The sequence below is a fragment of the Rhizobium sp. AN73 genome, from assembly GCF_030757975.1.
Classification (GTDB): domain Bacteria; phylum Pseudomonadota; class Alphaproteobacteria; order Rhizobiales; family Rhizobiaceae; genus Agrobacterium; species Agrobacterium arsenijevicii.
Genome location: NZ_JARWME010000001.1, coordinates 1,570,140 through 1,592,963, shown reverse-complemented (window position 1 = coordinate 1,592,963; position 22,824 = coordinate 1,570,140). Strand labels below are relative to the sequence as shown.

At 60.4% G+C, this 22,824-nt stretch carries 21 protein-coding genes and 2 pseudogenes; 11 read left to right on the top strand and 12 right to left on the bottom strand.

Features of this window, described 5'->3' with window-relative positions:
* Nucleotides 1-352 precede the first annotated feature (352 nt).
* The 4 genes from RBH10_RS07180 to RBH10_RS07165 are packed head-to-tail and all read right to left on the bottom strand — an operon-like array spanning nucleotide 353 to nucleotide 3,861.
* Nucleotides 353-1,111 carry an ABC transporter ATP-binding protein gene (locus tag RBH10_RS07180; RefSeq protein ID WP_281037647.1) on the bottom strand — a complete coding sequence of 253 codons (759 nt, stop codon included), beginning with the start codon at nucleotides 1,109-1,111 and terminating at the stop codon, nucleotides 353-355.
* Entirely contained in the window at nucleotides 1,111-1,947 is an 837-nt protein-coding gene (locus RBH10_RS07175; RefSeq protein WP_013761686.1) for an ABC transporter ATP-binding protein, read from the bottom strand. The genes RBH10_RS07180 and RBH10_RS07175 overlap by 1 nt, the downstream gene beginning before the upstream one ends.
* A 4-nt stretch (nucleotides 1,948-1,951) precedes the next feature.
* Nucleotides 1,952-2,839, bottom strand: coding sequence for an ABC transporter permease (locus RBH10_RS07170; RefSeq protein WP_281037648.1), 888 nt, complete (start codon nucleotides 2,837-2,839; stop codon nucleotides 1,952-1,954).
* Nucleotides 2,839-3,861 (bottom strand): ABC transporter permease, encoded by a 1,023-nt coding sequence (locus RBH10_RS07165; protein ID WP_003500347.1) that lies wholly within the window; start codon nucleotides 3,859-3,861, stop codon nucleotides 2,839-2,841. The genes RBH10_RS07170 and RBH10_RS07165 overlap by 1 nt, the downstream gene beginning before the upstream one ends.
* 330 nt (nucleotides 3,862-4,191) lie before the next feature.
* Here RBH10_RS07165 and RBH10_RS07160 point away from each other — a divergent pair, with 330 nt between their 5' ends.
* Nucleotides 4,192-4,827 (top strand): LysE family translocator, encoded by a 636-nt coding sequence (locus RBH10_RS07160; protein WP_281037649.1) that lies wholly within the window; start codon nucleotides 4,192-4,194, stop codon nucleotides 4,825-4,827.
* Between the two features lie 27 nt (nucleotides 4,828-4,854).
* Here RBH10_RS07160 and RBH10_RS07155 read toward each other — a convergent pair whose 3' ends face one another.
* Nucleotides 4,855-5,586, bottom strand: a complete 732-nt coding sequence (locus tag RBH10_RS07155) for a FadR/GntR family transcriptional regulator (protein ID WP_045018767.1) — start codon at nucleotides 5,584-5,586, stop codon at nucleotides 4,855-4,857.
* A 121-nt stretch (nucleotides 5,587-5,707) separates the two neighbouring features.
* A complete protein-coding gene (locus tag RBH10_RS07150) occupies nucleotides 5,708-6,694 on the bottom strand; it encodes a GlxA family transcriptional regulator (RefSeq protein ID WP_281037650.1) in 987 nt (328 codons plus the stop codon).
* Nucleotides 6,695-6,824: 130 nt separating this feature from the next.
* Between RBH10_RS07150 and RBH10_RS07145 the strand changes: the two genes are divergently transcribed.
* The 7 genes from RBH10_RS07145 (at nucleotide 6,825) to RBH10_RS07115 (ending at nucleotide 11,644) form a co-directional block, all read left to right on the top strand.
* Nucleotides 6,825-7,652: an alpha/beta fold hydrolase gene (locus tag RBH10_RS07145; protein WP_281037651.1), complete on the top strand. Its 828-nt coding sequence runs from the start codon at nucleotides 6,825-6,827 to the stop codon at nucleotides 7,650-7,652.
* Between the two features lie 26 nt (nucleotides 7,653-7,678).
* Nucleotides 7,679-8,470: an SDR family oxidoreductase gene (locus tag RBH10_RS07140; protein ID WP_281037652.1), complete on the top strand. Its 792-nt coding sequence runs from the start codon at nucleotides 7,679-7,681 to the stop codon at nucleotides 8,468-8,470.
* A gap of 13 nt (nucleotides 8,471-8,483) precedes the next feature.
* Nucleotides 8,484-8,969: a hypothetical protein gene (locus tag RBH10_RS07135; RefSeq protein ID WP_281037653.1), complete on the top strand. Its 486-nt coding sequence runs from the start codon at nucleotides 8,484-8,486 to the stop codon at nucleotides 8,967-8,969.
* 194 nt (nucleotides 8,970-9,163) lie between these two features.
* Nucleotides 9,164-10,459, top strand: a complete 1,296-nt coding sequence (gene blh / locus RBH10_RS07130; protein ID WP_281037654.1) for a bifunctional sulfur transferase/dioxygenase Blh — start codon at nucleotides 9,164-9,166, stop codon at nucleotides 10,457-10,459.
* Nucleotides 10,453-10,806: a sulfite-sensing transcriptional repressor BigR gene (bigR, locus tag RBH10_RS07125; RefSeq protein WP_281037655.1), complete on the top strand. Its 354-nt coding sequence runs from the start codon at nucleotides 10,453-10,455 to the stop codon at nucleotides 10,804-10,806. Before blh ends, bigR begins: the two co-directional genes overlap by 7 nt.
* Nucleotides 10,803-11,210, top strand: coding sequence for a YeeE/YedE family protein (locus RBH10_RS07120; protein ID WP_281037656.1), 408 nt, complete (start codon nucleotides 10,803-10,805; stop codon nucleotides 11,208-11,210). Before bigR ends, RBH10_RS07120 begins: the two co-directional genes overlap by 4 nt.
* A complete protein-coding gene (locus RBH10_RS07115) occupies nucleotides 11,207-11,644 on the top strand; it encodes a YeeE/YedE family protein (RefSeq protein ID WP_281037657.1) in 438 nt (145 codons plus the stop codon). Before RBH10_RS07120 ends, RBH10_RS07115 begins: the two co-directional genes overlap by 4 nt.
* Nucleotides 11,645-11,716: 72 nt before the next feature.
* On the opposite strand, the gene gpmI is transcribed toward RBH10_RS07115, so the two are convergent.
* From gpmI to RBH10_RS07085, 6 genes and pseudogenes are all read right to left on the bottom strand, one after another.
* Nucleotides 11,717-13,234 carry a 2,3-bisphosphoglycerate-independent phosphoglycerate mutase gene (gpmI, locus tag RBH10_RS07110; protein WP_281037658.1) on the bottom strand — a complete coding sequence of 506 codons (1,518 nt, stop codon included), beginning with the start codon at nucleotides 13,232-13,234 and terminating at the stop codon, nucleotides 11,717-11,719.
* A gap of 213 nt (nucleotides 13,235-13,447) precedes the next feature.
* Complete coding sequence (locus RBH10_RS07105) at nucleotides 13,448-14,698, bottom strand: dihydrolipoamide acetyltransferase family protein (RefSeq protein WP_281037659.1); 1,251 nt, start codon at nucleotides 14,696-14,698, stop codon at nucleotides 13,448-13,450.
* A gap of 2 nt (nucleotides 14,699-14,700) precedes the next feature.
* Nucleotides 14,701-15,714 carry an alpha-ketoacid dehydrogenase subunit beta gene (locus RBH10_RS07100; RefSeq protein WP_045018786.1) on the bottom strand — a complete coding sequence of 338 codons (1,014 nt, stop codon included), beginning with the start codon at nucleotides 15,712-15,714 and terminating at the stop codon, nucleotides 14,701-14,703.
* A 1-nt stretch (nucleotide 15,715) separates the two neighbouring features.
* Nucleotides 15,716-16,954: a 3-methyl-2-oxobutanoate dehydrogenase (2-methylpropanoyl-transferring) subunit alpha gene (locus RBH10_RS07095; RefSeq protein WP_281037660.1), complete on the bottom strand. Its 1,239-nt coding sequence runs from the start codon at nucleotides 16,952-16,954 to the stop codon at nucleotides 15,716-15,718.
* 44 nt (nucleotides 16,955-16,998) lie between these two features.
* On the bottom strand, nucleotides 16,999-18,126 hold the full coding sequence (locus RBH10_RS07090) for an acyl-CoA dehydrogenase family protein (RefSeq protein WP_281037661.1): 1,128 nt from the start codon (nucleotides 18,124-18,126) through the stop codon (nucleotides 16,999-17,001).
* Nucleotides 18,127-18,138: 12 nt separating this feature from the next.
* A pseudogene (locus RBH10_RS07085) lies at nucleotides 18,139-19,253 on the bottom strand (acetyl-CoA C-acyltransferase).
* A 229-nt stretch (nucleotides 19,254-19,482) separates the two neighbouring features.
* Between RBH10_RS07085 and RBH10_RS07080 the strand changes: the two are divergent.
* The 3 genes and pseudogenes from RBH10_RS07080 (at nucleotide 19,483) to RBH10_RS07070 (ending at nucleotide 22,820) form a co-directional block, all read left to right on the top strand.
* Nucleotides 19,483-19,956 carry an Lrp/AsnC family transcriptional regulator gene (locus RBH10_RS07080; RefSeq protein ID WP_003500312.1) on the top strand — a complete coding sequence of 158 codons (474 nt, stop codon included), beginning with the start codon at nucleotides 19,483-19,485 and terminating at the stop codon, nucleotides 19,954-19,956.
* A gap of 81 nt (nucleotides 19,957-20,037) precedes the next feature.
* Nucleotides 20,038-21,210, top strand: a complete 1,173-nt coding sequence (locus RBH10_RS07075; RefSeq protein WP_281037662.1) for an isovaleryl-CoA dehydrogenase — start codon at nucleotides 20,038-20,040, stop codon at nucleotides 21,208-21,210.
* Between the two features lie 7 nt (nucleotides 21,211-21,217).
* A pseudogene (locus RBH10_RS07070) lies at nucleotides 21,218-22,820 on the top strand (carboxyl transferase domain-containing protein).
* The last annotated feature ends 4 nt before the right edge of the window (nucleotides 22,821-22,824 follow it).

Here is a 22,824-nt window from a genome sequence, read left to right as displayed (position 1 = left end):
GGCGCGGCTAACCCCGCGCCTTTTTGCTGGTAACAAAGCCCGACCGATGCGTGTGGCGAAAGGAGCATCCAAACTCCGTCACCCCGGACCTGCTCCGGGGTCTAGTGCGATCAAGTCCTCGATTGCGAAAGAGTCCTTTCACGGCGCAGATGCGCCGTGGCTGGATGCCGGAACAAGTCCGGCATAACGGAAGAGAATATCTCGTCCTTTGTCAGCAGCCTAGGCGCAGTTGGCGGCCCGCCATCCCGCCCAAGCCATCCAAAAAAATTGCCCGGCACTGAAGACCGGGCAAGGAAGGAGGATTTTATTATTCGTGATGCCCCGGAGGAGGACGATCACGCTTTGGAAGCCATCATGCGCCTTCATATTCCAGTGAGGCGCCGATCAATTCACGCGCATAGGGATGCGTCGCGCCATTGCCGGCGATAGCCTCGCGCGGCAGGATTTCGGTGATTTCGCCACGCAGCATCACGGCGAAGCGATCACACATGTGGTCGACCACCGCGAGATCGTGCGTCACCATGATATAGGTAAAGCCGCGTTCTTCGCGCAGGCGCTGCAGCAGGTTGAGGATTTCCGCCTGCACTGAGACATCAAGCGCAGATGTCGGCTCATCGAGCAGAAGCAGCGACGGTTCGAGGATCAGCGCACGGGCAATCGCCACGCGCTGTCGCTGGCCGCCGGAAAGCTGGTGCGGGAAGCGGTCCAGGAACGACACCGGTAGGCCGACATCCGTGATGACCTTGCGCATGCGCTCTTCGCGGTCACCGAGCTTGTGGATAGCGAGCGATTCCCCAAGAACGGTGCGCACCGACTGGCGTGGATGCAGCGACCCGTAAGGGTCCTGAAACACCATCTGCAGGGTGCGGCATCGCTCGATCAATGGCATTTCGCGAACCGAGCGGCCATTGATGAGGATTTCGCCGCTCCAGAAATCATTCAGCATCGACACGCAGCGCAACACAGTGGATTTGCCCGAACCGCTTTCGCCGACCAGCCCGAAACACTCGCCCGGCTCGACACGAAAGGACACCGAGGGCAGCACTTTCAGCGCCGTGTGGCCGCTGCCAAAGGTGATGGAAAGATCACGGGTTTCAACGGAAACAGCCATTATACTTTCTCCTCCAGCCATTCGGGGCGACGATCCAGCACCGCGAGCGGCGCGCGCGTGCCGCCGATGCGCGGCTGCGCCGCGAGCAGGCCGCGCGTATAGGGATGCTGTGCCTGATCGAGATCGCGCGCGGCAAGCGTTTCCACCACCCGGCCGGCATACATGATGAGAACCCGATCGCAGAAATTGCGCACGAGATTGAGGTCATGGCTGATCATGATGAGACCGATGCCTCGATCCCGAACGAGGCCATCGAGAATATTCAGCACCTGCAACCGCACCGTCACATCGAGCGCAGAGGTCGGCTCGTCGGCAATGACGAGATCGGGATCGGCAAGCAGCATCATGGCGATCATGACACGCTGGCCCATGCCGCCGGAAATCTCGTGCGGATATTGCTCGTAGACGCGAGCGGCGTCGCGGATTTTCACCGCATCGAGCATGGCGAGCGCTTTTTCCCGAGCCTCCGATTTCGACGCCTTGAAATGGCGCAGATAGGTCTCCGTCACCTGATCGCCGACACGACGGATGGGATTGAGGGAGAATTTCGGATCCTGAAGGATCATCGACATGCGCCGTCCACGAACCTTCAGCATCTCCTTCTCACTGAGCGACAGAAGATCGAGACCGTCGAAATCAAGCTTGTCGGCGGTTATCGTCGCCGATGGCAGGAGCCGCAGCAGCGCCCTGCCGACGGTGGATTTACCCGAGCCGCTTTCGCCGACAATGCCAAGCCGTTCCCGGCCAAGGGTGAAGGAGATGCCGCGCACGGCCTCGGTGGGCGAACCGCCATACCGGATGCGAAGATTTTCGACGTCGAGGATTGGTTTTTCCATGGCCCTATTTCCGGTTCATCTGCTTCGGATCGAGCGCATCCCGCAGGCCGTCGCCTAAAAGGTTGAAGGCAAGGCTGACGGAAAGGATCGCAACGCCGGGGAAAGTGACGAGCCACCAGCTGTCGAGCATGTAGCGGCGTCCGGTCGCGATCATCGCTCCCCATTCCGGCAGGGGCGGCTGCGCGCCGAGACCAAGGAAGCCAAGCCCGGCGGCGGTCAGAATGACGGTCGCCATATTCAGCGTCAGACGGATCAGGACCGAAGGCAGGCACATGGGCATGATCGACTTGACGATGATACGCAGCGGCGACGCGCCCTGAAGCCTTGCGGCGGCAATGTAATCCGCCTTGCGGAAGGTCATGGCCTCGGCGCGTGCAAGCCGCGCGATCGGCGGCCACGAGGTGAGCGCGATAGCGATGATCGCATTATTGAGGCTGGGGCCTAGTGCCGCGACAAAGGCGAGCGACAGGATGAGGCTCGGGAACGACAGAAAAATATCCGTGATGCGCATCATCACCGTATCGAACTTGCCGCCGAGATAACCCGACGCCGTGCCGACCAGAAGACCGACCGGACCGACGATGATCGACACCAGCGAGATGATGGTGAGAGTGATGCGCGCGCCCCACAGAAGGCGACTGTAAATATCGCGTCCAAGCTCGTCCGTGCCGAAGAAATGGCCATTACCGGGCGGCTGCAGCGTATTGGCGAGATCCTGCACGTAAGGGTCATGTGTCGCAAGCCAGGGCGCAAAAATCGCCGCGGTGACAAGAAGCAGCAGGACAGCCAGGCCGAAGGCCGATGTCGGGCTTTTCAGCAGGAAGATGAAGATGTTCTTCAGCGCGTGCAACGGCACGGGAAGACGCAAGGAGGTTTCTGCACGGGCCGTCATCAGCGGGTCCTCGGATCGAAAAAGCGGTAGAGAATGTCGGACAGGAGATTGAGCCCGATGAAGATGACGCCGACGATAAGCACGCAGGTCATCACGGCATTCATGTCGCCGATGATAAGATTGCTGGTGAGATATTGGCCGAAGCCCGGCCAGGCGAAGACGGTCTCGATAAGAACCGCGCCCTCCAGCAGCGAGCCGTAAGCAAGCGCAATGATGGTGACGAGCTGCACACGGATATTGCCGAAAGCATGCAGCCACACCGTCTGGCGTTGCGACAGGCCTTTGACGCGCGCGGTCGTCACATATTCCTGGCCCAGCTGATCCAGCATGAAGCTGCGCGTCATGCGGGTGATATAGGCCGACGATGAATAACCGAGCAGAGCGGCGGGCAGGATGAGGTGATTGATGGCCGACCAGAAGACTTCCATATCACCCGCAAGCAGGCTGTCGATCAGCAGGAAGCCCGTCCGTTCCTCCACGAGACCGATATAGAACTGGTCCATGCGGCCACCGCCGCCGACAAGGCCGAGATGGGCGTAAAAAACGATCAGCGCGATCATGCCGGTCCAGAAGATCGGCATGGAATGGCCGAACAGGCTGAGCACCCGCACGAGATGGTCCTGCCAGCGGTCTTTCTTGACTGCTGCGTAAACGCCCATGGGAATGCCGAGGCCAGCACCGATCAGGATCGCGAAGGTCGCAAGCTCCATCGTCGCCGGCATGACGCGTATGATATCCTGGATGACGGGCTGGCCCGTGCGGATCGAGGTTCCGAAATCGCCAGTGAACACATCGCCGAGATAATAGATGAATTGTTGCCAGAGCGGCCGGTCGAAGCCGAGCGCATGGTAGACCTGCTCATAGGTTTCGCGCGTCGCGTCCTCACCGACGATTGCCCGCACGGGATCGGCAGGCATCAGGCGGCCGATGAAAAAGGTCAGCAGCAGCAATCCGAGCAGCGTGACCGCAATACTTCCGATCTGGCCGGACAGGCCATACAGCGAAAGGCGTCTTTTTGGCATGGTTCCTCCCTTGCCAGAAGTCGACCACGCAAAAGAACAAAGGCGCAATCCTGTCTGACAACTATTCGCAAGTTGTCACAGGTGTTGAAGGCTGTCAAGCATATGCCGGTAAAATTGGTACTGTAGCGGGACGTGGAAGATTATAGAACCGGGCTGCGATGCAGCCTTCCGAAGCCGAAGTTTCATCCGAAATCCGACAGTCTTTGCTTTGCCGGAAAAGAATTCACACACATTGCCGCAATCGCAAAAGCCTGTATTCTTTCGCCTCGAAATGCCTGCGGAGATGCCGGTCCGGTACCGGCGCATCTCCTGCTCCAGGGGGAGAAAGAAATGGCGGAAATGACACTTCTGGCATTTGCGATAGTCGCCTTTATCGGTATTGCCACGCCCGGCCCGACCGTTTTGCTGGCGCTTGCGAATGGCTCACGCTTCGGGGTCCGCCGCGCCTTGACCGGCATGGCCGGCGCGGTTCTGTCCGATTTCGTTCTGATCGGCGCGGTTGCGCTGGGATTGGGAGCCTTGCTCGCCGCTTCGGAATTCTGGTTCGGCGTCGTCAAATGGGTCGGCGTTTGTTACCTTGCCTTCCTCGGCATCATGCTTTTGCGCTCCAGAGGTTCGCTCGATGGCGCCCTTCAATCGGCAGACGCAACCGGGACCACTTCCGCCCGCTCGATTTTCCTCAAAAGCTTCCTTGTGGCGGTGACCAACCCCAAGGGATATCTGTTCTTTTCGGCTTTCCTGCCGCAATTCATCGATCCGGCAGCGCCGCAGATCCAGCAATATGCGGTGCTTGCGCTGGTTTTCGCCGGCATCGATTTCATCGTGATGTTGGGATATGCCCTGCTCGGCTCGCAGGCCGTCAGACTGTTGCGGAAATCAGGAGCGCTGTGGCTCGACCGGATTTGCGGCGGAGCGCTTTTGACGCTTGCCGCCTCTCTGGCCTTCTATCGACGGGCGAGTGCGTAACCTACTGAGAAAGCTGACCTTTCCTGGTCATTCAGCGGCAGTTCGAGAGCGCAAGAGCACCTTGTAACGTTCAAGACTGCCGCGCAGATGTGCCGCCATATATTGGCGGGCGGCATCGGCATCACCTTCGATGATGGCATCGACGATCCTCGCATGCTCCTCCTGGAGATGAAGATTGTAGTCCTTCGGGCGCGCGCCTGGCGCTGCCCCCTGCAATTCGCCACGGGGAATGATGCCGGAGCGGATGAGTTGAAGAAACTCGGGGAAACGCCTGTTCTGCGTCGCCTGTGCAATCGCCAGATGGAACTCGAAATCGGCATCCCGCGTCGGCAGCCCGGCGGCGAGACAGTCGCCTATGCGCCGATGCGCATCGACAATCGCCTCCACCTGCACGGCGGAACGGCGCGATGCCGCAAGCCCGGCGGATTCGACCTCGAAGACGGTGCGTAATTCCAGCAGCTCGATTACCGAGGAGATCCGCCCCACCGCCAGATCGTTGAAAGGCACTTCCTTGGCCGGTTTCACCTCAATGGCAAAAACGCCTGCCCCCTTGCGAGCCTCAACAAGACCATCGGCGCGCAGAATGGCGATGGCCTCGCGCACCACTGTGCGGCTGACGGAATATTCACGTGTCAGCGCGCTCTCGCTCGGAAGACGGTCGCCGGGACGGAACACGCCTTCGGACAAATCCCGCCGCAATGCGGAGCTGATTTTCGCCGCGAGCGATACTCCCGGCTTCGTGCTGCTCTCAACGTCCATTCCGGCCCACCTGTTTTAAACTTGTCTGGCATGTTAGCAAACACCCGCCACATTGCAAGGGCTGCGCTTCTCGCACCAACCGTGCTGCAAAGGGTCGACGCCGCAAAAGCAGGATTTATCCTCAGGCAGCCGCCATGGCCGAACTGCTTGAAAAGCGGTTTCTGTACTCGCCCGGCGACAGGCCGAGAATACGGTGAAACACGCGGCGGAAGGCGGCAGCATCCTCGTAGCCCACCGACCAGGCGACCTGGTCCACCGAACGGCGGGTGAATTCCAGCAGCTCCCGCGCCTTGCCGACCCGCAGATGCTGAACATATTCGATCGGCTTCAGGCCGGTCGCGGCCTTGAAACGGCGCAGGAAGGTTCGCTCCTCCAGCCCGGCATGCGTGGCCATGTCGGTCACGCTGGTGGCCCGCCCCGCGCGCGCCTGCAGCCAGTGTTGCACCTTCAGGATAGGCTCGTCGCCATGCGTCAGGCGCGGCGCAAAACTGCTGTAATGTCGCTGTTCCCGCCCCGAAGGATCGATCAGCAGGAATTTGCCGGTTTCAATCATCACCGAAGGCCCGAGCAGCCGGTCGACAATGCGCAGGCCAAGGTCGGTCCATGCCATCAGCCCGCCAGCCGTGATGATATCGCCGTCCTCGATGACGATCTTGTCTATCTCCAGACGCACATCGGGAAAACGCTCGCGAAACCGCTCGGCAAACAGCCAGTGGGTCGTGGCCGGGCGGTCGGACAAAAGGCCGGTCGCGGCAATGATGAAGGAGCCGCCGCAACTGGCGGCGAGCGTAGCGCCATGCGCGTGCCGGTCCAGCAGCCAGCGGGCATAGGGCGCAGCCTCCTCGATTTCGGCAGGCCCGGTCAGCCGACCGGGTACGACGAAGATATCGGGATGTCCCGCCCTGCCCGGCTCGGTGTCGTGACAGCGCGAAAATTCACCGCCCTCGCCCATGCTCCAGTGGCTTACACGCAATTTCGGTCCGCCGCGATCCTCGGAAAAGACCGACGCGATAGCGAAAAGATCGGTGATGCCGTGCACCATCGCAATCTGACAGTCCCGATAGAGAACCAAACCGACTTCCAGCGCGCTTCCCGCAACACCTGCCATGCCCCGCATCCCCCGTTTTGTCAGTTTCGGCTCGTTTTCTGTCAGAAGCGCCAATCCAGCCCCGGCTGCGTCAAGAGTATCTCTATTCCCATGGGACGCAAGCAAACCACCCGCAACAGGAGAGAGAGCCATGACAACGATAACCACCAGAGACGGAACGCATATCTTCTACAAGGACTGGGGCTCGAAAGACGCACAGCCCATCATCTTTTCCCACGGTTGGCCGCTCAGCGCCGATGCCTGGGATGCGCAGATGGTGTTCTTTGCCAACAACGGTTTCCGCACCATCGCCCATGATCGCCGCAGCCACGGCCGCTCCGATCAGGTCTGGCACAACAACACAATGGATCAATATGCCGACGATCTGGCCGAACTGATCGAACAACTCGATCTTCACGACGTCATTCTCGTCGGCCATTCGACCGGCGGCGGAGAAGTGACCCGTTACATCGGCCGCCATGGCACGGCCCGCGTCGCCAGGATCGCCCTCATCGGCGCTGTACCGCCGCTGATGCTGAAGACGGAAAGCAATACCATTGGCCTGCCGATCGATGTTTTCGACGGCATCCGCAAAGGCACTTTTGACAATCGCAGCCAGTTCTTCAAGGATTTGTCCATTCCTTTCTACGGCTACAACCGTGAAGGTGCTGTGATTTCGCAAGGCATTCGCGACGAATTCTGGCGGCAGGGCATGATGGGCGGCCTGAAAGGCCAACTCGACAGCGTCCGCGCCTTTTCGGAAAGCGATTTCCATCAGGACCTGAAGGCCTTCGACAAACCGACGCTCGTGCTGCACGGCGATGACGATCAGATCGTGCCGATCGGCGCTTCGGCGCTCTCCACGGTCAGAATAGTCAAACATGCGGTGCTCAAGGTTTACGAAGGTGCCGACCATGGCCTGACGCAGACCTATCAGGACCGGTTCAACGCCGACCTGCTCGCCTTCATCAACGCCTGAAATCACCCAGAAACGGAGACACGGACATGACACAGAATACATTTCTCATAACCGGCGCATCCGACGGTATCGGTGCGGTCTATGCCGAACGCCTCGCAAAACGCGGCCACGATCTCATCCTCGTGGCGCGGCGTGCCGAAAAGCTGAAAGCATTGGCCGCACTGCTGGAAAAGGATTACCACATCACTGTTGAGGTTCTCTCCGCCGATCTTTCCAGGGCGGAAGACCTCGAAAAGGTCGAGGCCCGGTTGCGTGACGACCGGCGGATTACCGGCCTCGTCAACAATGCCGGCATTGCCGGGGAAGGTTCGATCACGGCGCTGGATCCGGCCTATGTCACGACGATGATCAACCTCAATATCCTTGCCGTCACCCGGCTTGCAGCGGCGATCGCGCCACGTCTCGCCGCCGATGGAAAGGGCACGATCATCAACATCACCTCGGTAACGGCGCTGATGCCGGCAGCATTTACCGCCGTCTATCCGGCAACCAAGGCCTTCGTGCTTGCCTTCACCGAAGCACTGCACGCGCAGCTTTCCCCTTCCGGCGTGCGGGTGCAGGGTGTCCTGCCGGGCATTACCCGCACGGCGATCTGGGAAGAGGAACGGCTCGAGGCCATTCCGGCCGCCATGGTCATGGATGTTTACGAGATGGTGGATGCCGCCCTCGCCGGTCTCGATCTCGGCGAGACCCTGACCATTCCCTCCCTGCCAGACGCGGCCGATTTCGAAAATTTCCTTGCAGCCCGCGCAGCATTGAGGCCCAATCTGTCGCATGCACTTGCCGCCAGCCGGTATCGTGCAACTCAAACCGAATAGAGGGAGACGCATCATGATCCTCGGACTGACCATTCCCCAATTCACGACATTGCACGTTGCCCTGAGCCTCGTTGGCATCGTAACCGGACTGATCGCTCTGCCCGCTTATGCGGCGGGGCGGTGGATGCCGCGTATGATGGCGCTTTTCCTCGTTACCACACTCGCCACAACGCTCACCGGCTTCCTGTTTCCAATCGGCAACTTCACACCGGCACTCGGCGTCGGCATCATCTCGACCGCCATTCTGGCGATCGCGCTGGTGGCGCTTTACGGATACGGCCTCAATGGCAGGGCGCGAACTGTTTATACGATCACCGCCACGATCGGCCTTTATCTGAATATGTTCGTGCTGATCGCTCAGGCCTTCCTCAAGGTCGAGGCGCTCAACGCACTGGCGCCAAACGGCAACGAGCCGCCATTTCTCGTCGCTCAACTGGCCTTACTTATTGCGGCGATCTGTCTTGGCTGGAAGGCGACACGCCGCAAGCTTATCGCCTGAGGCCAGCCCTCCCCACGTAGCCCCCTGCGGGCGCTCCGGAAAAGGCACTCTTGCCCGATCCCCTTCGGGCAAGAGGTAAAGCTTTGTTCTAAATACAGAAATCCCGCGTCTGAAATTTCTTCTATCGCCTATTGCCGTCGATCAATATACATTATACAATAATATATATTGATTTAGAACAATAGGAGATGCCGATGAGTGCCGTGAGGATCAACGAACGTCTGACAGTCGCAGGCCAGCCGGAGATCGCCGACTTTCCATCGTTTTCCGCACAGGGATACAAAAGTATCATCAATGCCCGACCGGATGGCGAAGAGCCCGGCCAGCCGGGCAATGCGCATGAAAAAAGCGCCGCCAGCGCCGCGGGTCTGACCTACAGCTTCATTCCGGTCAGCGGCCCGACCATCACCGAGGCCGATATTCGTGCTTTTCAGCAGGCGATGGCCGAAGCCAAAGGGCCCGTATTTGCCCATTGCAAGGGCGGAGCGCGCGCACTTACGCTTTATGTTCTCGGCGAAGCGCTGGACGGGCGCATGAAACAGGGTGAGATCGGGGCTTTCGGCCAACAGCACGGTTTCGACCTTTCGGGTGCCGTTCGCTGGCTGGAGCGGCAGGTCGCAACAAAGCCGCACGTCAAAGCCTTCTTCGATCCGCGCACATGGAGTGTGCAATATGTCGTCTCGGACCCAGCAACCCGACGCTGCGCGATCATCGACCCGGTCTACGATTTCGACGAAAAATCCGGTGCGACCGGAACGATGAATGCGGATGCCATTCTGGATTATGTGAAGGACCAAGGCCTCTCGGTCGAATGGATCCTCGACACCCATCCACATGCCGACCATTTTTCCGCCGCCCATTATCTCAGCCAAAAAACCGGCGCGAAAACGGCCATCGGTGCCAAGGTCACGGGCGTGCAGAAGCTCTGGCAGGAGAAATACAACTGGCCCGATCTTGAGACCGACGGTTCGCAATGGGACCGGCTGTTTGAAGCGGGAGACAGGTTCAGCATCGGTTCGCTGGAAGCCCGTGTGCTGTTTTCGCCCGGACACACGCTGGCCTCCGTGACCTACGTGGTCGGCGACGCCGCCTTCGTGCACGATACGTTGTTCATGCCGGATTCCGGCACGGCGCGGGCGGATTTTCCGGGTGGCAGCGCCGAAGAACTCTGGGCGTCCATTCAGGATATTCTCGCCCTTCCCGACGAAACGCGGCTTTTCACCGGCCATGATTATCAACCCGGCGGCCGCGCCCCGAAATGGGAAAGCTCGGTTGGCGAACAGAAACGCAGCAATCCGCATCTGGCGAACATGACAAAGGAGGGGTTCATTCAGCTGCGCGAGACCCGGGACCGTACCTTGCCGATGCCGAAGCTCATTCTGCACGCCTTGCAGGTCAATATTCGCGGCGGCCGTCTGCCGGAGCCGGAAGCCAATGGCAAACGATACCTGAAACTCCCGCTCGACGTGCTGGAGGGCAGCACATGGTGAAGGAAAACATACGGAAACAGTCGCCCGATATCACCGAAATTCCGCTTCCCGAGATGGAGGAACGCGCCGTCGAGGTTGCGATACTTTTAAAGACGCTCGCCCATCCCGCGCGGCTGATGCTCGCCTGCACGCTGGCGCAGGGTGAGTTTTCCGTCGGCGAACTGGAAGCCAAGCTGGATATCCGCCAACCCACACTTTCCCAGCAACTGGGTGTCCTTCGAGAAGCGGGCGTCGTTGAAACACGGCGCGAGGCCAAACAAATCTTCTATCGCCTGACCGAAGCCAAGGCCGCGCAACTGATCGAGGCTCTTTACGCCATCTTCTGCGCGCCGGAGGAAAACCCGTGACGCCCTATTGGCCCTCGCTTTTCGGCGGCATGCTGCTTGGCCTTGCGAGCGTTCTCCTGTTCCTCTTCAACGGTCGCATCGCCGGCATCAGCGGCATCGCGGGCAAGTTGCTTGGAAAAGAGCGGCGGTTTGCAGATTTGGCTTTCGTGATGGGCCTACTGGCCGGACCTTATCTTTATGCCGTCACATTCGGCCGGCTTCCCGCTGTCACCATCCTTGCGCCATGGCCGCTGATCCTCGTGGCCGGTCTGCTGGTGGGTTTCGGCACACGCATGGGGTCCGGCTGCACCTCCGGCCACGGCATCATGGGGTTGGCGCGGTTTTCCCGGCGCTCAATCGCAGCAACCGCGACCTTCCTGATCACCGGCATTCTTGCCGCGACGGTGACGGGAGCCCTTTCATGAAAAATCCAGCCATAGCGCGTGTTACAGTTGCGCTGCTAGCCGGAGCGCTGTTCGGCTTCGGCCTTTCGCTCTCCGGCATGGTCGATCCGGCCCGCGTTTCAGGTTTTCTCGATGTGGCGAGCGGCCATTGGGACCCGAGCCTGATGTTCGTTCTCGGTGGCGCGGTCATGGTCGCCGTGCCGGGCGTTCTGCTGTGCCGTTTCCTTGCCAGACCGATCCTCAGCGCAGAATTCCATCTTCCCGCCAAAGCCCGCATCGACGCGCCATTGGTTATCGGTTCGGCGATTTTCGGTGCTGGCTGGGGGCTTGCCGGTTTCTGCCCCGGCCCGGCGATTTCGGCTTTGGCTCTCGGCCTCGTGCCGGTCATTCTCTTCGTCTGCGCCATGATCGCCGGCATGCTTGCCCACGACCAAATCTACGCAAAACGACGATAGAAGCGCCTTACTTCGACGCGCATGAAACAGCCCTGCGCGGAAGCGAAAAAGCTCCCGCGCAGACACGCTCGATTACACGTCGATCAGGCTCTTGCCCGTCATTTCCGCAGGCAGCGGCACGTTCATCAACTGCAGCAGCGTAGGAGCGACATCGGCAAGAATACCGTCATGCAGCTTCGCGCCTTCAGGTCCACCGAACAGGATCACCGGCACCGGATTGGTGGTGTGAGCGGTGTGCGGGCCGCCCGTCACCGGGTCCACCATGGTTTCGCAATTGCCGTGGTCGGCAATCACCAGCATGGCGCCGCCAACCTTTTCCAGCGCGGCAACAACGGCGGCAAGCCCACGGTCCACGGCTTCGCAGGCCTTGATAGCGGCTTGCAGATCGCCGGTATGGCCCACCATGTCCGGATTGGCGTAATTGGTAACGATGAGGTCGTAACCCTTGCCAATCGCCTCGACGAATTTCTCCGTTACTTCCGGCGCACTCATTTCCGGCTGCAGATCGTAGGTCGCAACCTTCGGAGATTTCGGCATGAAGCGGTCTTCGCCGACTTCCGGCTCTTCCTTGCCACCATTCAGGAAGAAGGTGACATGCGGATATTTTTCCGTCTCGGCCAGGCGGAACTGCGTAAGCCCCTGCTTCGCCACCCAGGCGCCCAGCGTATTGGCGATATCGCGCTTGGGGTAAGCCGTCGTCATGAAGGTGGCGTGTTTGGTGGAATATTCCACCATACCAAGCAACGCCGAAAGTTCAGGCTTTTTGCGCGCGAAACCATCAAAATCATCCGCGCCGATGGCGAGCAGGATTTCACGGGCGCGGTCGGCGCGGAAATTCAGGCAGAAAAGGCCGTCGCCCTCCTTGAAGCCTTCATAACCGTCAATCACTGTCGGCAGGATGAATTCATCCGTGACATTGTTTTTGTAGCTTGCGGCAACGGCGCTCACCGCATCCGGCGCCCGTTCGCCCCGGCCAAGCACCATGGCGTCATAGGCCTTTTCAACACGCTCCCAGCGGTTGTCGCGATCCATCGCATAATAACGGCCGATCACCGTGCCGATGCTGGCTCCTGCCGGTAGGCTTGCCGCAAAGGCGGTGACGAAACCTTCCGCCGATTGCGGCGCGACATCGCGGCCATCGGTGATGGCATGCACGACGACCTTCAGCCCCAGATCGGTCAGGAGCTTCACCGCCGCCTGACCATGGACGATATGGCCGTGAACGCCACCATCGGAAACGACGCACATCAGATGTGCGACGCCGCCAGCAGCCTTCACCTTTGCTGCGAAATCCAGCATCGCGGCATTCTGGAAAAAGCTGCCGTCTTCGATCGCCAGATCGATCTGGCCGAGATCCATGGCGACGATGCGGCCGGCGCCGATATTGGTATGCCCCACCTCGGAATTGCCCATCTGCCCGGTCGGCAGGCCGACATTCGGACCGAATGTGGTCAGCCGCGCATTCGGGCAGGTGGCGAAAAGCCGGTCCATGGTGGGCGTGTTTGCCAGAACCGGCGCATTGCTGGACGTGTCCTCGCTCAGTCCCCAGCCATCGAGAATAGTCAGGACAACGGGTTTGGGAGTGCTCATGAAAGGACCTTCTTCTTCATTCGGTTGCCGGCGGACAGCGAAGCGCTGGGCACCGGAGCGCCCCCGTCCGCCACTGTGATCACGATGAGAAAACACGCTTCTCGTTCTTTCTCTTCTATACCCGAAGATCGCGAACGCAAGCCTATACCGACACCGAAACAGTTCCGTGAAGCTGAAGTGCTTCACGGAAGAAAAGCCATTTCGAACGCAACCTCAGCCGTCGATGAAGATCAGAGCCGGCTTTTCCAGCAGCGCCTTGATAGCCTGAATGAAGACGGCGGCATCCCAGCCGTCGACAACCCGGTGATCGAAGCTGGAGGACAGGTTCATCATCTTGCGCGGCACGAAACGGCTGCCATCCCAGACCGGTCGTGTCACGATCTTGTTGACGCCGATGATCGCCACCTCGGGGTAATTGATGATGGGCGTCGAAACGACACCACCCAAAGCGCCGAGCGAACTGATGGTGATGGTCGACCCCGTCAGCTCGTCGCGCGCCGCAGTGCCGGTACGGGCCGCTTCCGCGACACGCGCGACTTCCGAAGCGCATTCCCAGAGGCCGAGCGTTTCCGTGTGGCGAACGACCGGAACCGTTAGCCCCGCCGGCGTCTGCGTGGCGATACCGATATGGACCGCTTCATAGTGGCTGACGACACCGTTATCGTCATCGAAGGTGGCATTCATGCCGGGATGATCGGCGACCGTTTTGACAAGCGCCTGCATCAAAAACGGCAGGATCGTCAGCTTCGGCTGTCCCGAGCGGCGGTTGCCGTTCATGGTCGCGCGCAAATCCTCCAGATCCGTCACGTCGATTTCCTCGACATAGGTAATGTGGGGAATACGGGAAGCGGAAAGTGTCATCTTCTCGGCAATCTTGCGCCGCAGCCCCGTCACCTTCACCTGTTCCACGGCACTGTCACCGGTCACAACAGGCGCAGGCCGTTCGGGCTTTGACCGCGCGGTGAGATAGGTGTCGAGATCGGCATGGGTGATATGCCCATCCGGCCCTGTTCCCCTCACCTGGCCGAGATCGATATCGAGATCGTCGGCGCGCTGGCGAACGGCGGGCGACGCCAGAGGTTTATGGTGCTCAACCTCAGGAGAAGGAGGCGCATCGTTGATTTCACGGGCGGGCTGGATTTCAGCCGTTGGCGGCTCTCCCTTCATGTCGGATGGCGCTTCCGGCTCCGGCATATTCCCGGCCGGCGAGACCACAGCGGCGGCATTGGTTTCGATGCGCACCAGCGGCGCTTTCACCGCCACCGTGTCGCCCACCTCTGCCGCCAGCCATGTGACGGTGCCTGCAACCGGCGAGGGGATTTCGACCGTCGCCTTGTCCGTCATCACCGCGGCCAGCACCATGTCCTCATGCACCGGATCGCCGGGTTTGACGTTCCATTCCACCAGTTCGGCCTCCGCGACGCCTTCACCGACATCGGGCATAGTGATAACAAATTCCGCCATCTTCAGGCCTCCATGACTTCGACGAGGGCGCGCCCGACGCGGGCCGGTCCCGGAAAATAGTCCCATTCCTGCGCATGGGGATAAGGCGTATCCCAGCCGGCAACGCGGACGACGGGGGCCTCGAGATGATAAAAGCAATGTTCCTGCACCAGCGACACAACTTCCGCACCGAAGCCGGAAGTGAGCGTCGCCTCATGCACCATCACGCAGCGGCCGGTCTTGGAAACGGACTTGACGATGGTATCGAGATCGAGCGGCAGCAGGCTGCGCAGATCGATGATCTCGGCATCCACCCCCGTCTCTTCCGCTGCCGCCAGCGCCACATGCACCATGGTGCCATAAGTAATGACGGTGACGTCCTGCCCGGGGCGGCGGATTTCGGCCTTGCCGATCGGAATGGTGTAGTGCCCTTCCGGCACCTCGCCCATCTCGTGCTTCGACCATGGCGTTACCGGCCTGTCGTGATGGCCATCGAAAGGGCCGTTATAAAGCCGCTTCGGTTCCAGAAACATGACAGGATCGGGGTCTTCGATCGATGCGATCAGCAGCCCCTTGGCGTCGTAAGGGTTGGAGGGAACTACTACCTTCAGCCCGCAGACATGGGTGAATAGCGCTTCGGGGCTCTGGCTATGCGTCTGCCCGCCGAAAATGCCGCCGCCCGTCGGCATTCTGAGAACAATCGGGCAGGTGAAATCGCCGTTGGAGCGGTAACGAATGCGGGCCGCCTCCTGGGTGATCTGGTCATAAGCGGGATACATGTAATCGGCGAACTGGATTTCGACACAGGGGCGCAAGCCATAAGCGGCCATGCCGATTGCCGTGCCGACAATGCCGGATTCGCTGATCGGCGCGTCGAAACAGCGGGTCTTGCCGTATTTTCCCTGCAAGCCCTGCGTGGCACGGAACACGCCGCCGAAATATCCCACATCCTCGCCGAACACCACCACGTCGTCGCTACGTTCCATGGACACATCCATGGCGCTGCGGACGGCTTCGATCATCGTCATTCTCGTCATGTCACCACCCCGCCTTCTGACGTTGCCGGACGAGATGTGCCGGCATCTCGGCATAGACGCCCTCGAAAATATCCTTTTTCGGCGGTTTTCCGCCCTCATGCAGCGTGCCGTGGCTTTCCGCCTCGCGTTGCGCCTCAAGCACCTCGTCGGCAATCTCCGCTTCCGCCTGCCGGTGCCGATCCTCCGACCAGACGCCGCGAAGGATGAGATGTTTTTTCAGCCTCAGAACCGGGTCGCCCAACGGCCACGCCTCGGATTCTGTCTTCGGGCGATAGGCGCTTGGATCATCCGAGGTGGAATGCGCGCCGACGCGATAGGTCACATATTCGATCAGCGTCGGACCGAGATTGCGTCGCGCCCGCTCCACTGCCCAGCGTGCCACGGCATAAACGGCGAGATAATCATTGCCATCGACCCGTAGTGCGGGAATGCCGAAACCCAGCCCGCGCGCCGCAAATGTGCCGGAACCGCCGCGCGCGATGCCCTGAAAGGTGGAAATGGCCCATTGGTTGTTGACGATATTGAGGATGACTGGCGCCTTGTAGGTGGAGGCGAAGACCAGAGCGGAATGAAAATCCGACTCTGCCGTCGAGCCGTCGCCGATCCATGCAGCCGCGATCTTGGTATCGCCCTTGATCGCAGATGCCATCGCCCAGCCGACCGCCTGCACATATTGCGTGGCGAGATTGCCGGAGACGGTGAAGAAGCCGTGTTCCTTCGAGGAATAGAGAACCGGGAGCTGCCGCCCATGCAGCGGGTCCAGCTCGTTGGAATAGATCTGGTTCATCATGGTGACAAGCGGATAGTCGTCGGCGATCAGCAGACCCGCCTGCCGGTAGGTCGGGAAGTTCATGTCGCCTTTGGACAGCGCCTTGCGAAAGGCGCAGCTTACCGCCTCTTCCCCCAGATGCTGCATGTAAAAGGAGGTCTTGCCCTGCCGTTGCGCCATCAGCATGCGGGCATCGAAAGCCCGCAGCCGCATCATGTTTTTCAGGCCGACCAGCAAATCCTCGTCCGAAAGCAGCCCCGCCCATGGCCCAACAGCCTCGCCCTGATGATTGAGGACACGGATGATCGAATAGGCTAGATCGCGCATGCTTTCCGGCGCGGCATCTACCTCCGGGCGCGGCACGGAACCGGCTTTGGGTATCTTCACATTGGAGAAATCCGGCTGGTCGCCGGGCCGCACCGCTGGCTCCGGCACATGCAGGCTGAGATGTGGCGTTTCGGTTATATCCATTCTACTCCTCCCATCGCCATCTCCTCCAGACGACGAAACAATTCTTAGAGGTTGCGCGCGATGACCATGCGCTGGACATCGCTGGTTCCCTCGTAAATCTGGCAGATGCGCACATCGCGATAGATCCGCTCCACCGGATAATCCGCCATGTAGCCGTAACCGCCGTGAATCTGGATGGCGTCCGAGCAGACACGCTCGGCCATTTCGGAAGCAAAGAGCTTGGCCATCGAGGCTTCCGAAAGGCAGGGTTCGCCCGCTTCCTTCAGCGCCGCCGCATGCAGCACCAGCTGCCGCGCTGCCGTAATCCGCGTCGCCATATCCGCAAGCCGAAACGCCACCGCCTGATGCTCGATGATTGCCTGCCCGAAGGCTTTGCGCTCGCGGGCATAATCCCGCGCCGCCTCGAAAGCCGCCTGCGCCATGCCGACCGCTTGTGCGGCAATCCCGATGCGGCCGCCTTCCAGATTGGCGAGCGCGATGCGATACCCCTGCCCCTCTTCGCCGAGCCGCAATTCGGCTGAGACCGCCATGTCGGTAAAGGCGATCTGGCAGGTATCGGACGAATGCAGGCCGAGCTTTTCCTCGACCCTGATCACCTCATAACCCGGCGTATCGGTCGGCACGATGAAGGCGCTGATGCCCTTCTTGCCCGCAGCCGCGTCGGTGACGGCAAAAACGATAACGACATCGCCATTCTTGCCTGACGTGATGAACTGTTTCGCGCCGTCGAGAATATATCGGTCGCCATCGCGCCGGGCGCGGGTCTTGAGATTGGAGGCATCGGAACCGGCCTGCGGCTCAGTCAACGCAAACCCGCCGATCCACTCGCCAGAGGCCAATTTTGGCAGGAAACGCTGCTTCTGGTCTTCCGTGCCGAATTTCAGGATCGGCACGCAGCCGACTGAATTGTGAACGCTCATGATGGTGGAACAGGCGCCGTCACCGGCGGCGATTTCCTCCAGCGCCAGGGCATAGGCGACGGCACCGGTCTCCGAGCCGCCATAATCCTCGGAGACCAGCATGCCGAGAAAACCGAGTTCGCCCATTTCTTTCAGCTCGTCTTTCGGGAACCGGCTTTCCCGGTCGCGCGCGCTAGCACCAGGGGCGAGCCGCTCGCGGGCGAAATCGCGGGCCATGTCCCTGATCTGCTGCTGGGATTCATTCAGGATCATCGCCGCCTCCCCTCAGTGCAGTTCAACCGCGAGCGCGGTCGCTTCACCGCCGCCGATACAGACGGCGGCAACGCCACGTTTCAGCCCGTGACGCTGCAAGGCCGCCAGCAAGGTGACGACGATACGTGCACCCGAAGCCCCGATGGGATGGCCGAGTGCGCAGGCACCGCCATGCATATTCACCTTCTCATGCGGCAAATCGAGATCGCGCATCGCCGCCATCGCCACCACGGCAAAGGCCTCGTTGATTTCGAACAGATCGATATCCTTCGCCGACCAGCCGGTTTTCTCGAACAGCTTTTTCATTGCTCCCACGGGAGCTGTCGGAAATTTCGCCGGCGCATCGGCATGGGCGGCCTGGCCGATAATGGTCGCCAGCGGTGAAAGGCCCCGCCTTTCCGCCTCGGACCGGCGCATGAGAACAAGAGCGGCCGCGCCATCGGAAATGGAGCTGGAATTGGCGGCCGTCACCGTTCCACCATCGCGAAAGGCGGGCTTCAGTTGCGGGATTTTTCCGGGCGGGCCTTACCCGGCTGCTCGTCTACGGCGACATCGCCGACGGGCGTGATTTCCCCTTCGAAAGCCCCTTCCGCGATAGCGCGTCGGGCGCGTTCCAGTGATGCCAACGCGTAATCATCCTGCATGGCGCGCGTGAACTGATAGTCTTGCGCGCAATCTTCCGCGAAGGTGCCCATCAGCCGGCCCTTGTCATAGGCGTCTTCAAGGCCGTCGAGAAACATGTGATCGGTGAGCTTGCCGTGGCCGAGACGATAACCGTTGCGGGCGCGATCCAGCAGATAGGGCGCGCTGCTCATGCTTTCCATGCCGCCCGCAAGCACGACGGAAGAGCCTCCCGCCGCAAGCTGGTCATGCGCCAGCATGATCGCCTTCATGCCTGAGCCGCACATCTTGTTGATTGTTGTCGCGCCAACCGAGTTGGGAATGCCGGCGGCAATGGCCGCCTGTCTGGCCGGAGCCTGCCCCTGCCCGGCCGAGAGCACGCAGCCCATCAGCACATCGTCGATATCAGCGGGTGAAATTGTGGTCCGTTCGACGGCCGCGCGGATCGCCGCCGCCCCGAGATCGGGCGCCGCTACCGATTTGAATTCGCCCTGGAACCCACCCATAGCAGTACGGGCGGCCCCGACGATAACGACAGGGTCATGCGCAGCCAAATTCACCTCCCTTGGCCATTTCCCCACTTAGGAAAACGACCCACCGCAATCTCCTCCAGACCGCGACTGATGTGAACGCTATCACTATCTCGAATTCATTTCAAAGCTATTTTGATTGACAGTTTTTTGATTGACGATATCTTTGATCCAACAATTAGTCATATCATAGAGCAAATGATCCATGATTGAGCTCGACAGTTTCGACCAGAAGATTCTCCATGTGCTCGGCGATGACGGGCGGGTGAGCTGGCGCGATCTGGCGGCCCGGATAGGTCTTTCCTTCACGCCGACGCTGCGCCGTGTCCGCAAGCTGGAAGAAGAAGGCATCATTCGCGGTTACACCGCCGTCTTCGATGAGAACCGCCTGCTCGGCAACATGGGCGTCTTCATTTCCGTCACGCTGGAACGGCAGATCAAGGAAGCGCTGACAACCTTCGAGCACCACGTCGCTTCCATTCCGGAAGTGGTGGGCGGCTACCAGACAAGCGGCAGTTCCGACTATCTCATCCACGCCATGGTGCGGGATTTACCGCATTATCAGCAGCTTCTGGATTTCCTGACCACGGTCCCCGGCGTGTCGCGCATCCAGTCCAATTTCGCCATCAAGACATTCGTGCGCCGTTCAGCCGCCTTCACCGGAGGTGACGCGCCATAAATAAGAGTTGCCAGCACGGAGGAGGTGCTGGCCGCTGACGAGAGGGACGGAGATAAACGGCCGTCCGGAGGAGGAGACGCGATGAGTTTGAACCTCGCCGCCATTTTCGACGCCGACCTCGGCCCGGAAATCGCAGCATTGCGCGACAGCGCAAGAGCATTCGCCGACGATAAAATTGCCCCTCTCGCCGCCGAAATCGATCGCGACGACCGGTTTCCGCGCAAGCTCTGGCCGCAGATGGGTGAACTTGGCCTGCACGGCATCACCGTTTCGGAGGAATTTGGCGGTGCTGACATGGGCTATCTCGCCCATTGCGTGGCGATGGAGGAGATTAGCCGGGCTTCCGCTTCCATCGGCCTTTCCTATGGCGCCCATTCCAACCTCTGCATCAACCAGATTCACCGCTGGGGAACGGAAGAGCAGAAACGGCGGTATCTGCCGAAGCTCGTTTCCGGCGAACATGTCGGTTCGCTCGCCATGAGCGAGACGGAAGCTGGATCGGATGTTGTCTCGATGAAGCTGAAGGCGGAACGCAAGGGTGACGTTTATGTGTTGAACGGCACAAAGATGTGGATCACCAACGGCCACGAGGCCGATACGCTGGTTGTCTACGCCAAGACGGATATGTCCGCCGGCGCGCGCGGCATCACGGCCTTTCTGATCGAAAAAGGCTTTAAGGGTTTCCGCCCCGCGCAGAAACTCGACAAGCTCGGCATGCGCGGCTCGCCCACCTCGGAACTGGTATTCGAGGATTGCGAGGTGCCGGAGGAAAATATCCTCGGGCGTTTGAACGACGGCGTAACGGTGCTGATGAGCGGGCTGGATTACGAGCGCGCCGTGTTGGCCGCAGGCCCTGTCGGCATCATGCAGGCGGCCATTGATCTGGTGTTGCCCTATGCCCGTGAGCGCAAGCAATTCGGCAAACCGATCGGTGAATTCCAGCTGGTGCAGGGCAAGCTTGCGGATATCTATTCGGCCATGAACGCCTCCCGTGCCTATGTCTATGCGGTTGCCCGTGCCTGCGACAATGGCCGCATCACACGGCAGGATGCGGCAGGCGCGATCCTGTTTGCTGCTGAGCGGGGAACACAGGTTGCTCTGGATGCGATCCAGCTTCTCGGCGGCTCCGGCTATGTCAATGAAAGCCCGGCCGGACGGCTACTGCGTGATGCTAAACTCTATGAGATCGGCGCAGGCACCAGCGAAATTCGCCGGATGCTGATCGGCCGCGAACTGGTCAAGGGCAACGGGTGAGAACGCGATGAAGCTTACATCCAGTCTGAACCGCGACCCCGCCTTCACCGACAACGCCACCTTCATGTCGGGGCTGGTGGATGACCTGCGGCAGCACGTCGAAAAAAATCTCGAAGGGCGGCGGCGACAAGGCGCGCGAACGGCATCTGTCACGCGGAAAATTGCTGGCGCGGGACCGGATCGAGGCGCTTCTCGATCCCGGCAGCCCGTTTCTCGAATTCTCGCAATTCGCCGCTTACGAGGTCTATGACGAACCCGTTCCCGCCGCCGGCATCGTCACCGGCATCGGCCGGGTGTCAGGCCGTGAATGCGTGATCGTTGCCAATGACGCGACGGTGAAAGGCGGCACCTATTATCCGCTGACCGTCAAGAAACATCTGCGCGCGCAGGAGATCGCCACTGAGAACCGACTGCCCTGTATCTACCTGGTGGATTCCGGCGGCGCGAACCTGCCCAATCAGGACGAGGTGTTTCCCGACCGCGATCATTTCGGCCGCATCTTCTACAATCAGGCCAATATGTCGGCGGAGGGCATCGCGCAGATCGCCGTGGTGATGGGCAGTTGCACGGCGGGCGGTGCCTATGTGCCTGCCATGAGCGACCAGTCCATTATCGTAAAAAATCAGGGCACGATCTTTCTCGGCGGCCCGCCGCTGGTGAAAGCCGCGACCGGGGAAGTGGTGAGCGCGGAAGAGCTGGGCGGCGCGGATGTGCATTCGCGACAATCCGGCGTCACCGATCATTACGCCCATGACGACCGCCACGCGCTGGCGCTGACCCGGCGGATTGTCTCCACCCTCAACCGCCGCAAACAGGTGGAGCTGGATATCCGCCCACCGGCGGAGCCGCTTTATCCAGTCGAAGAGCTTTACGGCATCGTGCCCGCCGATACGCGAAAACCCTTCGAGGTGCGTGAGATCATCGCGCGTCTGGTGGATGGTTCCGAATTCGATGAGTTCAAGGCGCTTTACGGCACGACGCTGGTCTGCGGTTTCGCCCATATCCACGGTTACCCCGTCGGCATCATCGCCAATAACGGCATATTGTTTTCGGAATCGGCGCTGAAGGGCGCACATTTCATCGAGCTCTGCTGCCAGCGCGGCATTCCCCTGGTTTTCCTGCAGAACATCACAGGCTTCATGGTCGGCAAGGTCTATGAGGCGGGCGGCATCGCCAAGGATGGCGCCAAACTCGTCACTGCCGTCGCATCGGCTAAAGTGCCGAAATTCACCGTCATCATCGGCGGCTCCTTCGGTGCCGGCAATTACGGCATGTGCGGCCGCGCCTATTCGCCGCGCTTTTTGTGGATGTGGCCGAATGCACGCATTTCCGTAATGGGAGGCGAGCAGGCGGCATCGGTTTTGGCACAAATCCGGCGCGATGGCATCGAGGCAGATGGCCGCCACTGGTCCACCGAGGGCGAGGAGGCTTTCAAGCAGCCGATCCGGGAGAAATACGAGCGGGAAGGCCATCCCTATTATGCCAGTGCAAGGCTCTGGGACGATGGCATCATCGATCCGAAGGACACCCGTCTCGTGCTTGGCCTTGGCCTGTCGGCCGCGCTGAACGCACCGATTGAACCCACCCGTTTCGGCATATTCAGGATGTGAGGCG

Coding starts and splice junctions, on each gene's coding strand:
- RBH10_RS07180 (WP_281037647.1), bottom strand. CDS start 1,111: ATGGCTGTTTCCGTTGAAACCCGTGATCTTTCCATCACCTTTGGCAGC.
- RBH10_RS07175 (WP_013761686.1), bottom strand. CDS start 1,947: ATGGAAAAACCAATCCTCGACGTCGAAAATCTTCGCATCCGGTATGGC.
- RBH10_RS07170 (WP_281037648.1), bottom strand. CDS start 2,839: ATGACGGCCCGTGCAGAAACCTCCTTGCGTCTTCCCGTGCCGTTGCAC.
- RBH10_RS07165 (WP_003500347.1), bottom strand. CDS start 3,861: ATGCCAAAAAGACGCCTTTCGCTGTATGGCCTGTCCGGCCAGATCGGA.
- RBH10_RS07160 (WP_281037649.1), top strand. CDS start 4,192: ATGGCGGAAATGACACTTCTGGCATTTGCGATAGTCGCCTTTATCGGT.
- RBH10_RS07155 (WP_045018767.1), bottom strand. CDS start 5,586: ATGGACGTTGAGAGCAGCACGAAGCCGGGAGTATCGCTCGCGGCGAAA.
- RBH10_RS07150 (WP_281037650.1), bottom strand. CDS start 6,694: ATGGCAGGTGTTGCGGGAAGCGCGCTGGAAGTCGGTTTGGTTCTCTAT.
- RBH10_RS07145 (WP_281037651.1), top strand. CDS start 6,825: ATGACAACGATAACCACCAGAGACGGAACGCATATCTTCTACAAGGAC.
- RBH10_RS07140 (WP_281037652.1), top strand. CDS start 7,679: ATGACACAGAATACATTTCTCATAACCGGCGCATCCGACGGTATCGGT.
- RBH10_RS07135 (WP_281037653.1), top strand. CDS start 8,484: ATGATCCTCGGACTGACCATTCCCCAATTCACGACATTGCACGTTGCC.
- blh (WP_281037654.1), top strand. CDS start 9,164: ATGAGTGCCGTGAGGATCAACGAACGTCTGACAGTCGCAGGCCAGCCG.
- bigR (WP_281037655.1), top strand. CDS start 10,453: ATGGTGAAGGAAAACATACGGAAACAGTCGCCCGATATCACCGAAATT.
- RBH10_RS07115 (WP_281037657.1), top strand. CDS start 11,207: ATGAAAAATCCAGCCATAGCGCGTGTTACAGTTGCGCTGCTAGCCGGA.
- gpmI (WP_281037658.1), bottom strand. CDS start 13,234: ATGAGCACTCCCAAACCCGTTGTCCTGACTATTCTCGATGGCTGGGGA.
- RBH10_RS07105 (WP_281037659.1), bottom strand. CDS start 14,698: ATGGCGGAATTTGTTATCACTATGCCCGATGTCGGTGAAGGCGTCGCG.
- RBH10_RS07100 (WP_045018786.1), bottom strand. CDS start 15,714: ATGACGAGAATGACGATGATCGAAGCCGTCCGCAGCGCCATGGATGTG.
- RBH10_RS07095 (WP_281037660.1), bottom strand. CDS start 16,954: ATGGATATAACCGAAACGCCACATCTCAGCCTGCATGTGCCGGAGCCA.
- RBH10_RS07090 (WP_281037661.1), bottom strand. CDS start 18,126: ATGATCCTGAATGAATCCCAGCAGCAGATCAGGGACATGGCCCGCGAT.
- RBH10_RS07080 (WP_003500312.1), top strand. CDS start 19,483: ATGATTGAGCTCGACAGTTTCGACCAGAAGATTCTCCATGTGCTCGGC.
- RBH10_RS07075 (WP_281037662.1), top strand. CDS start 20,038: ATGAGTTTGAACCTCGCCGCCATTTTCGACGCCGACCTCGGCCCGGAA.